Origin of the sequence: Pontibacter sp. FD36 (assembly GCF_015686655.1) — a bacterium.
GTDB lineage: Bacteria > Bacteroidota > Bacteroidia > Cytophagales > Hymenobacteraceae > Pontibacter.
On the sequence record NZ_JADPMP010000007.1, the window covers coordinates 134,779 to 150,390 of the forward strand.

Annotated in this window: 13 protein-coding genes; 2 read left to right on the forward strand and 11 right to left on the reverse strand. The window is 52.4% G+C overall.

Going from position 1 to position 15,612, the window contains the following annotated elements; all coding sequences use genetic code 11:
* Window positions 1-23: 23 nt before the first annotated feature.
* The 8 genes from nuoH to I0P70_RS11315 form a co-directional block, all read right to left on the reverse strand.
* A complete protein-coding gene (nuoH, locus tag I0P70_RS11280; RefSeq protein WP_370583200.1) occupies window positions 24-1,064 on the reverse strand; it encodes an NADH-quinone oxidoreductase subunit NuoH in 1,041 nt (346 codons plus the stop codon).
* Window positions 1,034-3,769 (reverse strand): NADH-quinone oxidoreductase subunit NuoG, encoded by a 2,736-nt coding sequence (gene nuoG / locus I0P70_RS11285; RefSeq protein WP_196117779.1) that lies wholly within the window; start codon window positions 3,767-3,769, stop codon window positions 1,034-1,036. The genes nuoH and nuoG overlap by 31 nt, the downstream gene beginning before the upstream one ends.
* Window positions 3,751-5,052 carry an NADH-quinone oxidoreductase subunit NuoF gene (gene nuoF, locus I0P70_RS11290; protein ID WP_196117781.1) on the reverse strand — a complete coding sequence of 434 codons (1,302 nt, stop codon included), beginning with the start codon at window positions 5,050-5,052 and terminating at the stop codon, window positions 3,751-3,753. Before nuoF ends, nuoG begins: the two co-directional genes overlap by 19 nt.
* 19 nt (window positions 5,053-5,071) lie before the next feature.
* A complete protein-coding gene (nuoE, locus tag I0P70_RS11295) occupies window positions 5,072-5,536 on the reverse strand; it encodes an NADH-quinone oxidoreductase subunit NuoE (protein ID WP_196117784.1) in 465 nt (154 codons plus the stop codon).
* A gap of 17 nt (window positions 5,537-5,553) precedes the next feature.
* Window positions 5,554-7,302: an NADH-quinone oxidoreductase subunit C/D gene (gene nuoC, locus I0P70_RS11300; RefSeq protein WP_196117786.1), complete on the reverse strand. Its 1,749-nt coding sequence runs from the start codon at window positions 7,300-7,302 to the stop codon at window positions 5,554-5,556.
* Window positions 7,303-7,322: 20 nt separating this feature from the next.
* Complete coding sequence (locus I0P70_RS11305; RefSeq protein ID WP_196117788.1) at window positions 7,323-7,961, reverse strand: NADH-quinone oxidoreductase subunit B; 639 nt, start codon at window positions 7,959-7,961, stop codon at window positions 7,323-7,325.
* Window positions 7,962-8,059: 98 nt separating this feature from the next.
* Window positions 8,060-8,494: an NADH-quinone oxidoreductase subunit A gene (locus I0P70_RS11310; RefSeq protein WP_196117790.1), complete on the reverse strand. Its 435-nt coding sequence runs from the start codon at window positions 8,492-8,494 to the stop codon at window positions 8,060-8,062.
* A gap of 31 nt (window positions 8,495-8,525) precedes the next feature.
* Complete coding sequence (locus I0P70_RS11315; protein ID WP_196117792.1) at window positions 8,526-8,963, reverse strand: CBS domain-containing protein; 438 nt, start codon at window positions 8,961-8,963, stop codon at window positions 8,526-8,528.
* Window positions 8,964-9,276: 313 nt separating this feature from the next.
* Between I0P70_RS11315 and ppsA the strand changes: the two genes are divergently transcribed.
* On the forward strand, window positions 9,277-11,679 hold the full coding sequence (ppsA, locus tag I0P70_RS11320) for a phosphoenolpyruvate synthase (protein ID WP_196117794.1): 2,403 nt from the start codon (window positions 9,277-9,279) through the stop codon (window positions 11,677-11,679).
* 65 nt (window positions 11,680-11,744) lie between these two features.
* Here the strand turns inward: ppsA and I0P70_RS11325 are convergent, their stop codons facing one another.
* From I0P70_RS11325 to I0P70_RS11335, 3 genes are all read right to left on the reverse strand, one after another.
* Entirely contained in the window at window positions 11,745-12,605 is an 861-nt protein-coding gene (locus tag I0P70_RS11325) for a restriction endonuclease (protein ID WP_196117796.1), read from the reverse strand.
* A gap of 78 nt (window positions 12,606-12,683) precedes the next feature.
* Window positions 12,684-13,538 (reverse strand): membrane or secreted protein, encoded by an 855-nt coding sequence (locus tag I0P70_RS11330; RefSeq protein WP_196117798.1) that lies wholly within the window; start codon window positions 13,536-13,538, stop codon window positions 12,684-12,686.
* Between the two features lie 70 nt (window positions 13,539-13,608).
* Entirely contained in the window at window positions 13,609-14,103 is a 495-nt protein-coding gene (locus tag I0P70_RS11335) for a DUF2911 domain-containing protein (protein ID WP_230392135.1), read from the reverse strand.
* Window positions 14,104-14,321: 218 nt separating this feature from the next.
* Here I0P70_RS11335 and I0P70_RS11340 point away from each other — a divergent pair, with 218 nt between their 5' ends.
* Complete coding sequence (locus I0P70_RS11340; RefSeq protein WP_196117801.1) at window positions 14,322-15,446, forward strand: hypothetical protein; 1,125 nt, start codon at window positions 14,322-14,324, stop codon at window positions 15,444-15,446.
* Window positions 15,447-15,612: the final 166 nt, after the last annotated feature.

The window sequence follows — 15,612 nt, forward strand, 5'->3', positions numbered from 1 at the left end:
GTGGCGAGACGCCACTGGATAACTCACACTCGCGGGACGCGAGCGAGGGGGATGTTTTGTTTTCTAATATCCAGTCTTCCAAACTCCTTAACTCCCTCAAACCCATCATTGAGCCACAGCAACACCCCAGCTGTCACTACCAGATTCAGCAAGGTCAGCGGCAGCAAATACTTCCAGCCATACTCCATCAATTGATCGTATCTTGGTCTTGGCATGGAGGCGCGTAACAGAATAAATATACCTAAGAAGAAAGCTGTCTTTAGGATGAACCACACGATAGGTGGCAGGAAGTCAGGACCAAGCCAGCCACCGAAGAACAGGACCACCATCATGCAGGAGATCAGCGTAATACCCATGTATTCGCCGATGAAGAACATGCCGAACTTCATGCCGGAATACTCGGAGTGGAAACCGGCTACGAGTTCACTTTCCGCTTCCGGCACATCGAAGGGGAGGCGGTGCGTTTCGGCTATACCCGCAATGAAGAAAATGACGAAGCCAATGATCTGCGGCACCACGAACCACAAGCCCCGCTGCGCTTCCACAATGGTGCTTAGGTTGAAGGAGCCGGCCATTAGCACGACGCCCATCAGTGAAAGGCCCATGAACACTTCGTAGGAAATCATCTGTGCCGCACCGCGCATGGCACCCAGCAAACTGTACTTGTTGTTGGAGGCCCAGCCACCCAAGATGATACTGTAAGCGCCCATCGACGACATCGCCAGAAAGAACAGCAAACCGATGTTCAGGTCTGCCACCACAATGCCCGGCGCAAAGGGAATGACCACAAAGGACATCAGTACCGTGACCACCACAATGGCCGGGGCCAGAATGAACACAGGCTTGTCGGCGAAAGGCGGAATCCAGTCCTGTTTGAAGAACAGCTTGATAGAGTCGGCCGCCACAATCAGCAAGCCGAAAGGGCCGGCACGGTTCGGGCCATAGCGGTCCTGCAACAAAGCCAGACCGCGTCGCTCTACCCAGATAAGCAGCGCCGCCACGTTGAGCATGACGAACAATACGCCGCCGATGATTAGTAAGTAGTTTGGGGTTGCTGTTTCCATTTGAGTTCTCGGTTAAGTATGGCCCACGCAGGCAATTCAGCATAAGGTATACCTGGCAGTCCGGCCGGTAGGCCCGCCGTGCCGCTTCGTAGGTGCGGACTAATTTTCACAGGCACTTGGTAGACTTGTCCTTCGATGGTAAAGCTCAGATTCTCGCCCACCTGCAGTTTCATCTGAATGGCGTCTTCTTCGTTGAGCAAAACATAAGGCTCCGGCGCCCGCTCCACAATAGGTGGGGAGTGCATGCTGAGCTCTTCTGAACCGAATATGTGGTGGAGCGGCAGCATGTATAAGTGGCCTTCCAGTGGTTGGAATTTCTGCGGCACCGTTTGGGTATAAGGCTCCGTTTTGGATGTGTCTGGTTTGATGAGTCTCAGTCCCGGGTCGCCGCCTTTCAGATGACCGCCCACTTCCTGCTGGTACTTGTTGGTGGCCTGCGCCGAGTTCCAGCCCGGTGCCCAGAAGAACGGAATGATGGACGAGGGTGGCTGTCCGCGGTAGCCCTCCATGGTATAGGAGAGTGGAGCGTCGGGATCTACCGGTGGCTTCGGTTCGCTCACGTTGATATCGGCCTGCATGGCGGTGCGGCCACTGAAGCGGTGCGGTGCCCGTGGTATTTTCTGACCGGCAATCCGGAAGTCAGTGCCCGGCGCCACAGCTTCTATACCTTTGAGCTCAGGCTGTTCTTTCACCATCGCTTGTAAGATGTCGTCGAAGCCGTGCCAATGACTGATGCGGTCGTGGGCCAGTAAAGTGCCCAGTTCACCCAGCCAGCGCCAGCTTTCCTGCAGGTCTTCGGAAGTCGGATATACCTGAAAGAAGCGCTGCGCCCGTCCTTCGTTATTGACGAGCGTACCATCCGCTTCGGCAAAGGTGCCTGCTGCGAGTAAAACGTCCGCTTCTTCGGTAGTGGCGTTGTGCAGGTGGTCGATCACGATCACGTTCTTGGCGGTCTTTAGGAAATTAGTCACTATACCTGCATTGGCTCTTCGGTACAAGTCATTTTCCAGGATGATCACCGTATCAGCATAGCCGTTCAGAATCGCTTCGAAAGCTGACTCCAGTCTGTGTCCGCCGAGCTTTGCGAGACCCATGCTGTTGCACTCTGGCAAAGTGAGTACAATACCGGCTTCTTTTTCTTTTGCCACCAGCGCATTGGCAATGTTGGCTGTGGCCATCAGCACCCGCTCGCTGCCGCAATGCGTGCCTGAAATAACGAGCGGTTTTTTGGCAGCTAGCAAGGTATCGGCAATCTGACGGGCCAGTTGCAGCTCGTCTTCGTTTAGCCCTTGCACTTCCGGGAAATCAGCATGAATAAAGTTTGCCACTGCAAAACCCAGTCGTGCGATGGCGTCTGGTGAGTCGTTATAGGTATGGGTAGCGATTTCGTCGAGTTTGGTGTCCTGGATAGTGGCGATGAATAGCGGTCCCATCTCGTTCTGCATCAACTCACGCACGGCGGCATCTTGCCATACCGGAATATTGGCTTTAGAGATGTGCTCAAGCGCAGGTTGCTTGCGTACCGACTGCCGCACAGCCAGCGCCAGCATCGGAGCGGTGTTGATCAGGTCTTCGCCCAGGATAAACACGGCGTCGGCTTGCTCCACTTCCCGCATGGAAGGGGTAGGGGCAGCGCCTTCTTTCAGGATCTTTAGCGCTAAACCAACCAAATCGTGGTCTGTGTCGGAAACGCCATGGTGGAAGTTATCATCACCGACCAGCGTTTTCAGCATGAAGTTCGATTCCAGCGATGCACGGGGAGAGCCTATACCTATCACACTACCAGTTCGGAAAGCCGCTGCGGCTGCCTGCAGAGCGGTCAGTTTATCTGTGGCTTCCGGTAGTTGCGCCCGCACTAGCGGCTTGCGTATACGCCCCACATGGTTCACATGCTCGTAGCCGAATCGGCCGCGGTCGCAGAGGAAGTAGCCGTTCACTTCACCGTTATACCGGTTCGTGATGTTGCGCAAAGTGCCGTAACGCTCACCTGCCGAAATGTTGCAACCAAGGCTGCAGTGGTGGCACACCGAAGGGGCCATGGTGAGGTCCCATTTGCGGGTATAGTGTTGCTTCAGGGTTTTGTCGGTAAACACCCCGGTCGGACAGACTTCCACCAAGTTGCCACTGAACTCGCTCTCCAGTACGCCATCTTCGTGGCGACCAAAGTAGAGGTGATTGTGGGCCGCAAACACGTCGAGGTCCTTGCCGCCGGCATAGTCTTTATAGTAGCGCACACAGCGGTAGCACTGTATGCAGCGGTTCATTTCGTGGTTGATGAAAGGGCCGAGGTATTGGTTGATGTAGGTGCGCTTGTCGAAACGATAAGCCCGGTAATTGTGACCTGTCATCACGGTCATATCCTGCAGGTGACAGGAGCCGCCCTCGTCGCACACGGCGCAGTCATGCGGATGGTTGGTCATCAGCCAGCCAATCACATGCGCCCGGAATTCCTTGGCTTCCATGTCGGCAATAGAAATCCGCATACCGTCGCGCACCTGTTCCATGCAGGACATAAAAAGCTTGCCCTTGGTGTCGTTTTCATCCTTGTATACTTTTACAGCGCACTGGCGACAAGCGCCGATGGAGCCCATGGCCGGATGCCAGCAGAAATAGGGAAGGTCCTTGCCGAGGGTGAGGACAGCTTCCAGCAAGTTTTTGCCGGTGGGTACTTCGTAGGGTTTGTCGTCTATATAGATGGTTGCCATACTTTCGCTTTGCTCCAGGGACAGTGGTGTTCGTGAATGTGCCGTTCAAAATCCTCCCTGAAATATTTCAGGGCGCTCTGCAGAGGTTCCATGGCGCCGGGTGCGAGGGCACAGAATGTGTTGCCGGGACCGAGGTATTTGGTATGAAAGTCGAGTGTGAGGAGATGTTCAGGCTTACCTTCACCTCTGTCTATCGCTAATAGAATCTTTTCTACCCAAGGCAGGCCTTCGCGGCAAGGCGTACAGAAACCGCAGGACTCCTGCGCAAAGAAGTGTTGCAGGTTGTGCACGAATCCCACCGGGCAGGTCTGGTCGTCAAGGATGATCATCGTGCCCGTACCCATGCGGCTGCCGGCTGCCTGGATGGCGGTATAATCCATGGGCAGATCGAGGTGCTCTTCCACCAGAAAATCCGTGGAAGCGCCGCCCGGCAGAAGCCCTTTGAACAGGTAACCGTCCTGCATGCCTCCGCCGTGTTCTTCAATAAGTTCGCGGATGGTGGTACCCATCGGCAACTCCCAACATCCAGGCGTTTTCACGCGACCGCTGATGCCATAGAGCTTGGTGCCGGCGTCTCCGGTTTTGCTTAGGCCCTTGAACCACTCCGCACCGTTATTGATGATGTGCGGCAGACAACAAAGCGTTTCCACGTTGTTCACAATGGTTGGTTTACCAAACAGACCACTCACCTGCGGGAATGGCGGCTTAGCTCGTGGGTTCGCCCGCTTGCCTTCGAGAGCATTGAGCAAAGCCGTTTCTTCGCCGCACATATACCGGCCCACGCCGGTATGCAGGTGCATGTCAAGGTTGAATCCCGAGCCAAGAATATTTTCCCCCAGATAACCCGCTTCATAGGCTTCGTCGAGGGCTTTGATGATTTCCCGTGCCGCTACTTTATAAGCCCAGCGCATGAAAATGTAGGAAATGCTGGCGTCGATGGCGTAGGCCGCCACAATCATTCCTTCAATCAGTTGATGCGGATTTCCCTCCAGGAGCACGCGGTCTTTGAATGTGCCGGGCTCCATCTCGTCGGCGTTGGCCACGAGGTATTTGGGTTTGGCGGCTTCGGGTCCCATCGGCACGAAACTCCATTTCAGGCCAGTGTTAAAGCCCGCACCGCCGCGACCCCGCAGGTCGGAGTCTTTGACCAGCGTCTGCACGTCGGCAGGTGACATCTCTTTGAGAATTTTGCGCACAGACTGGTAGCCGCCCACTTTTTCGTACTCTTTGAGCGAGAGCGGTGCGCGTCCGGGGACAATGTGTTGGGTCAGGGGCTTCTCCATAGGTATGCCCGCTTGGGTTTTAGGTATACTTTTCCAGAATCTCGTCCAGTTGTTCCACCGTCAGGTCACGGTACAAATCGTTGTCAATCATAAGGGCAGGTGCCCGGTCACAGGTGCCGAGGCAGCAGTTAGGGAGCAAGGTAAAGCGGCCATCTTCTGTGGTCTGGCCGTATTTGATGTTGAGTTTTTGGTAGAGTTGGTCACGTATACTTTCATAGCCCATTACCCAGCAACTGATGCTGTCACACACCAGAATCACATGCCGCCCCACCGGTCTGCGGAAGATCAGGTTGTAGAAAGTGGCCACACTATCGAGCTCCGCCGGCGACATCCCCACGTAATCCGCCACATCCTGCAGGCTCTCGTCCGACACCCAGCCATGGCTTTGCTGCACGATTTTCAGCGCTTCGATACACGCATTCTTCGGCGAAGGCACCAAGCTGATTTCATGGTCGATCTTGTGTTTTTCTTCGGTGGTGAGCATGTGGTTGAATTTTTTAATTACCTATCAATATCCGCTAGTACATAATCCATCGCCCCGAGTATCGAGAGCAAATCCGCTACAGTATAGCCGCGGGTAATGTAGGGGAGCATTTGCATGTGCGGGAACGAGGGAGTGCGGATTCGAACCCGGTAAGGGGAAGTATTCCCGTCACTGGTCAAATAGTAGCCGTTGGCTCCCTTGGTCGCTTCTATGCAACTCATCGCTTCACCCGGCGGTATCACCGGTCCCCAGGTGACGCCTAAAAAGTGGGTAATCAGCGTCTCGATATCGTGCATGGTGTTTTGCTTGATAGGGGGCGTTGTTATGGCGTGGTCAGACTTGTAAGGTCCGGCCGGCATGTTCTTCACGCACTGTTCGATGATGCGCAGACTCTGACGCATTTCGGCTACCCGCACCACAGCTCTGTCGTAACAGTCGCCGTTGCTGGCAGTGGGTACTTCGAAGTCGAACAGCTCGTAGCCCGAGTAAGGGCGCATTTTGCGGAAATCCCACTCAAAACCGCAGGCACGCAGGTTTGGTCCGGTAACACCCCATTCTATCGCTTCTTCTTTGGTGAAGATGCCTATACCTACCGTACGGGCTTTGAAGAGGCTGTTCTTCATGACCATGTTGTCATATTCCTTGATGCGCTTTGGGAAGTAATCAAGGAAGCGCTGCACCAGCTGTTCCCAGCCTTTGGGCAGATCCTGCGCCACCCCGCCGATGCGGAACCAGTTCGGGTGCATGCGACCGCCACAAATGCCTTCGATGATGTCGAATATCTTTTCACGGTCGGTGAACATGTAGAACACGGGCGAGAGCTGCCCCACGTCCTGTGCGAAGGTACCGTACCAAACGAGGTGACTGGCAATGCGGAAGAGTTCGCACAGCATTACCCGGATATACTTTACCCGTTCCGGTACTTCTATACCTGCCAGCTGCTCCACGGCCTGCAAATAGGCGAGGTTGTTCATCACGCCACCGAGGTAATCGACCCGGTCGGTATAGGGGATGTAGGTGTGCCATGACTGGCGCTCACCCATTTTCTCAGCCCCCCGGTGATGGAAGCCGATGTCAGGTATAGCGTCTACTATGTCTTCGCCGTCGAGCTGCAAAATGATGCGCAGCACACCATGGGTACCGGGGTGTTGCGGACCGATGTTGAGGAACATGAAGTCGCTGTCGTCGCTCTGTCGCTGCAATCCCCATTCTTCGGGCTTGAACTGAAGGGCTGATTGCTCGAGGTCTATCTTGTCGTCATACAGCTGGAAAGGACCCATCTCGGTAGCGCGGGCCGGATGCTCTTTGCGGAGCGGGTGTCCGACCCAGGTGCGCGGCATCAGGATGCGGGAGAGGTGCGGGTGCCCTTCGAAGCGGATGCCGAACATGTCGTATACCTCGCGCTCGTACCAATTGGCGTTTTGCCAGAGTCCGCTGATGCTGGGTGCTTTCGGAAAGTCTTCCCGGAGGCCCGCTTTTAATCTGATAAAGGTGTTTCGCTCAAAGGAAAAGAGGTGGTAGATGAGCGTAAAGCTGTAGGGTATATGGCCGTTCTCAGGTTTGCGGGTGCGTTCGTCAATCGCCGTCAGGTCGAAGAGGAGGGGGAAGGGCTGTGGCAGGTCGTGCTTCAGGAATTTGAGCACTTCCGGCACGTGGTCCACAGGAAGCCAGAGGGTGAGGATTTCATCCTTGGTGGTCTGCGTCTTGAACGTATCTTCGCCGTACCGCGACTTGAGTTGCTCCAGTATGCCGCTGTTGTTGTTCATGGGAGGAGGCTGTTTAGAGGTTATATTTCATCCGGCGACCTAAATTCGTTCATCTGGCTCCAGCGTTCTTTTTTCCTTTCTTTCACCTCTATTTTCTCCGGCCGGATCACGCCTTGTTCGCCAATGGTCCAGCTGAGTGGCCGGCGTTCCTGACCTACCCGTTCTGCCAAAAGCATCAGGCCTTCCATAAAGGCGTCTGGTCGGGGAGGGCAGCCGGGAACGTATACATCTACTGGCAGGAATTTGTCAACGCCCTGCACCACGCTGTAGATATCGTACATGCCGCCGGAGTTGGCACAGGAGCCCATGGAGATGACCCATTTCGGTTCCATCATCTGCTCGTGCAGTCGCTTGATGATGGGGGCCATTTTGATGAAGACGGTGCCTGCGATGATCATCACGTCGGCTTCTCGAGGTGTACCCCGAATTACTTCAGCGCCGAAGCGTGCCACATCGTATTTAGGCGTCATGCTGGTGGCCATCTCCACAAAGCAGCAACTCAACCCGAAGTGGAAAGGCCACATCGAGTTCTTGCGGCCCCAGGCAATCAGGTCCTGCAGTGTGGTGAGCATGATGCTCTGCTGAACGGTCTCTTCGTAGGAGCTTGTGCCTGTCACAGCATTGGCAGGTTCATCCGGTTTGCTTAGCCACCATTTCATATTGTAAGGTGTTAGTTACAGCATTGGTCAAAATCTTAAGGAAAAGTATCTATTTAGGTATAGGTACCACATACAAAGCTTCCGGCAAGATTACTCTATCAATTCAAACTCGGCTCCCGTAGCATACGCTTATAGGCTGCCAGTATCTTCTTGCCATCCGGACCAAAGTCCAGGGCGCCGTTTCGCCACTCGTATACCAGTACCACTACCAGCATCCCAATAAAGACGAGCACACCGAAATAGCCATACCAGCCCAGCTCAGGGAAAGCAATGGCCCAAGAAAAAATAAAGATGGTTTCCACATCGAAAATCACGAACATCATGGCCACCATGTAAAACTGAGAGGAGAATCGGATGCGGGCACCTCCGGCACTGACGATGCCGCCTTCATAGGGCTCACCAACAGCACGACCATGTCCGCGCTGCCCGAGCACATACGACAAGCCCAGTATCAGCAATACCAGACTTAGCACGATGGCACCATAGACCACCAGTGGCCACAGTAATGTGGTTGTTTCGGCTGTTTCCTGCATGGTTTCTCCTAATAAATGATATCCGGGCTACCTACTCGTGGTGCCCGGTTATATAGTGTTCGAGGTCCTCGATAATGCACTTTTGTTCATCCATCATACATTTTACAATGTCACCGATCGACACCAATCCGACCAATTCCTGATTTTCAAACACGGGCAGGTGACGGATGTATTTCTGGGTCATGAGTACCATGCACTGCTCCAGGGTAGTGTCGGGGGTAACGGTGACGGGATGCTCGCTCATAATTTCCTGCACAAGCGTATCGCGGGAGGCTTTTCCTTTGAGGATGACTTTTCGGGCATAGTCGCGCTCAGTAAACATACCGGCAAACTTACCATTGTCCATTACGATCAGTGCACCCACGTTTTGCTCCACCATGGTTTCAAGGGCACTGTAGACGGTGCTGGTAGGGGCAACAGAAATCACTTTGTTGCCTTTTTTTTGGAGAATATGTCTGACTGTTCCCATAAAACCTCCTGTATTATTGTAATATATGCTTGAATGTTAGGATGTTATACGAGTGGTTTAGAATTAAGGCAATGAATTATTTAAAAATTACTTAAAAATATTATAAATATATCTTTTTTTGTTGCTAGTAGGGTTTTCCTTGAACTAATGTTATGACTTAAAGCGGCTTACCCAACACATGGTCATCTCTGGTACTTAGGATAGATTGGTTTGTATATAGGTCAAAACCAACTAGTTAGCCTTCCGTTATCACTAATGGATATCGTGGCATTACCGCCTTTTGCCATCAAATCTATTCCCAAATCAGCGAGCCATGGAACCATTTATCAAGCACTTCAAAGACATTAGCTACAAAGACCTGAGCAGTGTGGGTGGCAAAAACGCCTCACTCGGTGAAATGTATAACCAACTCAATCCGGAAGGTATACGGGTGCCCGATGGCTATGCGACTACCTCAGCGGCTTATTGGCATTTTCTGGAGCAGAATGAACTGAAGCAGCGACTGACCGATATACTGGCGAAACTGGACAGGAATGATTTTCACAATCTATCTGACATCGGGAAACAGGCGCGGGAGCTTATTTTAAACGCTCAATTTCCGGAGGACATTCGGGAAGCGATCGAAGAAGGCTATACCTACCTGAAGTCAGAATACGGAGAGGATATCTCGTTGGCCGTGCGCAGCAGCGCTACCGCCGAAGACCTGCCTACCGCCAGTTTTGCCGGTCAACTAGAAACCTACCTCAATGTGAGCGGACTCCAGAACCTTTTCAAAGCATGCCACCACAGCTACGCTTCCCTGTTCACTGATCGAGCCATTAAATACAGGATTGACAATGATTTTGAGCATATGCAGGTGGCGTTGTCGGTGGGTATTCAGACCATGGTGCGTTCCGACAAAGCCTGCTCCGGCGTTATGTTCACGCTCGATCCGGATACCGGGTTTGAAAATGCCGTGGTCATTTCCGGTTCCTGGGGGCTGGGGGAGAACGTAGTACAGGGTGCTGTGAACACCGATGAGTTTGTGGTCTTTAAGCCGACAATCGACAAAGCAAAACAACCGATCATTTCGCGCAAACTGGGCAGCAAAGCCAAAACCATGGTATATGCCGAAAAATCTGATAATGAATTGCTGAGTCCAACAGATGCCATCGTGAACCAGGATACGCCAGTTGAGCGTCAGGAGCAGTTTGTGCTGAAAGACGAAGAGGTGGTGCAGCTGGCGAAATGGGGCAAGCGCATTGAGGAACATTATGGTCAGCCCATGGACATTGAGTGGGCTAAAGATGGTCTGAACGGGGAGCTTTACATTGTACAGGCCAGACCTGAAACAGTGCAGAGTCAGCACAAGGATGAAGCCTTTTTCACGGAGTATACCTTAAAGGAGGAGGGCAAGGTGCTCTGCTCGGGTATAGGCCTGAGCAACCGCATTGTGTCCGGTACAGCCCGTGTGCTGCATACACCTGCTGAGAGTGACAAATTGCAGGAAGGTGAAGTGCTCGTCACCAGAAAAACAGACCCGGACTGGGATCCTATCCTGAAAAAAGCGAGTGCCATTATCACCGAACAAGGAGGCCGAACCAGCCATGCTGCCATCGTAGCGCGGGAGGTAGGTGCTGTTGCTGTGCTTGGCACTGATGATGCTACCAAAACAGTACGGGATGGGCAGGAGGTAACGGTATCGACAGCAGGAGGAGAGACAGGCTATGTATATGAAGGCAAACTGGACTGGGACGAGAAGAAGACGGACATGAGCAAACTCGGCAAGCCCGAGACCAAGGCTATGCTTATACTCGGTGATCCGGAGCAGGCATTTAAGTACTCATTCCTGCCAAACGATGGGGTCGGACTGATGCGCATGGAGTTCATTATCAATAATTCTATCCAGATCCACCCAATGGCGCTGAAGCATTTTGATAAAGTGGAGAGCGAAGAAGCTCGTGAGAAAATAGAGCAACTCACGCACCACTACCCAAACAAAGCAGACTATTTTGTGGACAAGCTGGCAGAAGCCACCGGCATTATCGCGGCGGCATTCTACCCAAAGGATGTGATCGTGCGCATGAGCGATTTCAAGTCTAATGAGTATGCCAACCTGATTGGTGGACGGCAGTTTGAGCCCGACGAAGCCAACCCGATGATTGGGCTGCGGGGAGCATCCCGCTATTATCATAAGTTATACCAGGAAGGATTCGAACTGGAATGCCGCGCCATGAAAAAGGTGCGTGAAGAGATGGGGCTGACCAATGTAAAACTGATGATCCCTTTTTGCCGCACCGTGGAAGAGGGAAAGAAAGTGATCGACTTGTTGGCTGACAATGGTCTGAAACGAGGAGAAAACGAACTGGAGGTATACGTGATGGTTGAGATACCGAGCAACGCCTTGCTGGCTGAGGAATTTGCCGAACATTTCGACGGCTTTTCTATCGGCTCCAACGACCTGACGCAACTGACACTCGGTGCCGACCGCGATTCCGGGCTTCTCAACGATATTTTCTCACCGTTTGACAAGGCAGTGCAGCAGCTTATTGTGATGACGCTGCAGAAAGCTAAAAAGACGGGAACCAAAGTCGGACTGTGCGGACAGGCTCCCAGTGATTATCCCAAATTTGCGGCCTTTTTAGTAGAGCACGGCATCGACAGCATTTCCTTTAACCCGGACGCATTTTTCAAGGGACTGGAAAATATGCTGGAGGCAGAGAAGCAGAAGCGTTAGAAGCTTAATCTTTGTCGTGCTATACCTGTGGACACTACTGATAAAGTGCTGCTAAGTGCCAGGTTTTACTTTCTATACAAGCCGTTGCAGAGATTCTCTACTTCCTTGAGCACACGTTTGGCTCGGTCATCTCGCAGGCCTATACTTTGCAGCAGTTCTTCCTCGTGCAGCAGCTCACTGCAGAGCACGATCTTCTGGTCGAGCAGGCGCTGCTTTTCAGAATTGGTAAGGGTAGTGAGGCAGGTGAGGGGGTAGAGATGAAATGAATCCACCAAATCTTTCAGGCTGCCTTTGGCAGGATAGTCCCAACCAATCAGGCGCATTTGCATGCAGCTGGCGAAGCGGATGGCGTCTTCTGTGAAACGGGTGTTCGTCATCACCCATACCTCATGAAAGCGGATCTCGTACTCATGTTCCGATGGCCATATCTTCTCCACGTCCTTGAAGCGGGACTGGATATACATCGGAACCTTCACGTCCGATTTGTTGCGGTGCATGTTGTGGTACTTGCACTCGATCATGGCTCGTTTTCCGTCCTTTAACGCGATCACATCTATTTCGTGACGCACGCAGTGGCCGTCTACAAATACCCCGATCTCGGTGGTATAGCCCTGTGCCCGCAGTATCTCCGCTACGAACTTCTCGAAAGGAAAGCCGGAAGGCCCCAATTGCATGATCCCCTGCTTCAAGCTGTAGCGGGCGGCGGCGGTGTTGGAAAGACGCCTGAGGATCCCGAAGGCTTTGCGGTAGATCTTACGGGTCGAAATACCGGAGGTAAGTTCTGGGGCCAACTGGCGAAGAACTTCATCTGCCTGACGCTCGTCGGCACCGGATTTGCGAAGCGAGTGCCGGAGTTTGCCGACCGAGAAAAGTACTTTTTCGCCTGACGCTTTTGTCACGACCAGTTGCTCCAGGGTATCTTCCATAGTATGCTTAGATATCTGGCAGTCAAGTTCAGGAAAGCATGGCAGATATACAATACATACCTGCCATACCTGACTGGATTAATCTTTGGAGATGCGGGACCAGATCTCGTTGATAGGGTTACCGGTACTGCTTTGGCCGGAGTGGTGCCAGTTACCGTCTTTCACCTCAAAGTTAAAGGAGAGTGACATGCCCACCCGGCTGCTGTCGCGTGAAAAGAACTCAATGTTTTCGGTATACTTCCCATTTTCGGCAGTGTATGTGCCGCCACCTGTACCGGAGAACTGGCCTGTTTCGGAGTTGAAGGCGATCCACTGGAAGCGGGTGCCGGAGAGTACTTTAAGCGTTTTGCGCGGCCCTGGGCGCATGGTCTGCATTTCTCCATCCCTTTCCCGTCCAGTAATGCGCCAGGTGCCTGCCAGAGGAGAATTACTATTGCTTTCATTTATTCGGTTCCATGTGTCGGTTAACCCATCTTTGCTCATCGTCCACTGGTCGTTCTCGAGTTTGTAGTCAGCTGAAGCTGTGGTGCCTACCTGGGTGGAGTCGAGGGTATTAAATTCTTGTTGGATGCTAAACTTTCCGTTCGAAACAGTATAAGTGCCGCCGGTCGTGCCCAAAAACTGCTTGTTTTGCTGGTTAAACCGCGCGATGGTAAAGAAGCCATCCTGCACAAGCATCACCACCTCATTGCCCTGTCCGTCGGTTGTTCGCCAGGCGCCCTCCAATTGTGTGGCTTGCTGCGCATCATTCTGAGAAGCACTAGTGGTTTGCGTTGTTCCACCTGCACTAGCCGTGGCGTTCGCGGTTGAACTGGATGCAGCAGTAGCGGTGGCTGACTGATCAGATGGCGTAGTCGTGGAAGTGCCGGCGCAGCCGAACAGGAACAGGAAAGCCATTCCGGCAGCTGCTGTGTTTTTCAGTAGTTTTATCATGGTCGTATCGGTATGTGTTTGACATAAAAAAAGCCGCATATACAAGGTATAGGCGGCTTTTCTATTTTAGTTACTTTATCTTAACTGGCAGTTCCAGCTTCTCCCAACGCATCAGAATGCCGTTGCGGACAACATGGTAGGAGAGGCGCTCGTGCATGGCCATGGTGTTGCGTGGCTTCACATTCACCCGCAGCGCATCCTGCCTTTCATCGTACTCCGTACCCCACTGGCCTGTGGCTTTGTTGAAGATCACGGTCCACTGGTTTTCGCCAGGTATGGTATAGAGGCTGTATTTGCCCTTTGCCAGGTGACGTCCCTCCACCAGTACATCCCTGCTGAATTCGATGGTAGTAGCCTCGTTGGCACCGGCACGCCATACCTTGCCGTAAGGTACCAGTTCACCCCATACCTTGCGGTTCTTCACAGCAGGGCTGCTGTAATCGATGGTAACCAGGGCGTCGCCTATTTTACCGGAAGCTGTCGCAGGCGGACTAGGCCGGTTATTTCTGTTGCCGTTTTGCGCCATTACCAGCATTGGGCCTAACAAAAGGACCCAAACCAGCATGTGTTTTACAAAATGGAAGCTAATCTTCATAGATACTGAAACGAAATTATGATACTTAAATGCTTGGCTAAGATAGTTAAAAATATAGACTGCATTGCAAAAAAATGGTTTAATGCCTGTGGTTGAAATATTATGATAAGCAGCATGGTGCCTACTGAACGAAAGCAGGGTAGGCTGCTGTTTTAGCTATACCTTAACAAAATTAGTACTAACGATTCATGAAATACTTTCTTAACACCAGGGGCAGCGTTTTCTTAGCGGCCTGCTTGCTGCTCGCCTGTTTTTACCTGGGTGGGGCAAGTATAGCTGCGTCACCTGCGGCTGTCAATACAGAGCCAATCGTGCTGCGCACCGAGAAGCTGCCTTTTACACCACGTGAGTTTTACATCGCTAATCTGATCGATGAGCGCACCGACAAAAAAGCCGTTGCCTACCTGCTACCACTGACCGGTGCGGGCAAGGTACAACCTGTCGATCTGCAGGGTGGGGGCTACATCGCTTTGCGTGAGTTCATCAACAAAGGTATACCCGCCAATAAATCGCTGCGACCCGTCGTGATCCGTCTGAAAGAAATGCAGGTGAAAGAAGCGCAATCGTCCGCTGGTCGGGTGGCCGGTACCATATCTGTGGTCATGGCCTTCGAAATGGAGCGGGACGGGGAGTCGGTCCAACTGCTGCAGTACAAAGGCGGTGGACGCTACGAGCGCCCAGTGGGCCGAAACGAAGTAACGGAACCTGCGCTGCGGCAGTCTATTAAGGAGGCTTTGCGTTATCTGAACACCTGGATGGACCGGGAGGCAAACACCAACCCGAAACTTGCCAAAGGTATAAAAGTGACATTTACAGACTACACCGCTCCTGCTGATCAGGACACGGTGTTTTATAACCCAAGCAGACCGCTGAACTGGAATGACTTTAAAGCGGATGTGAACCGCACCAGCCGTTATGCTGCTACTGTGTTTCCGAGCTTTGCCTATGAAGGTGAGACTGAAGTAAAAGACGGCATCATCCATCTCAACCTTAACATGAAGGTATACGTGCTGAAGAGCTCGTCCTGGGTAAAGGATAACGCCCGAAACCCGTACGGTCTAAACCACGAGCAAAGGCATTTTGATATTGTGAAACTGGTATCTGAACGCTTTAAACAGAAAATAAAACCAGAGGACTTGTCTCTGGCCGACTACAACAGCAACATCCAGTACCTCTTCATAGAGTCCTACCGCGAGATGAACCAACTGCAGGATCAGTACGACTCTGAAACCCGCCACGGCCTCGACACAGCAGCACAGGAACGCTGGAACCAACGCCTGGAGCAGGAGCTTAAAGCAATGGGAGTGAAATGAGTTTAGGAGTTTGAAAGTTAAGGAGTGAGGATTAGTAGGGGACCGAATTTAACAAAAATTTATATTTTGTAGATTTTGCGCCATCTAAGTGAAAGCAAAAGATGTAGCTATAGCCGTTAAGTAGAAATTACTGTCCTAAAAGAGAAGGCCTGCCAGAATTTTCTGG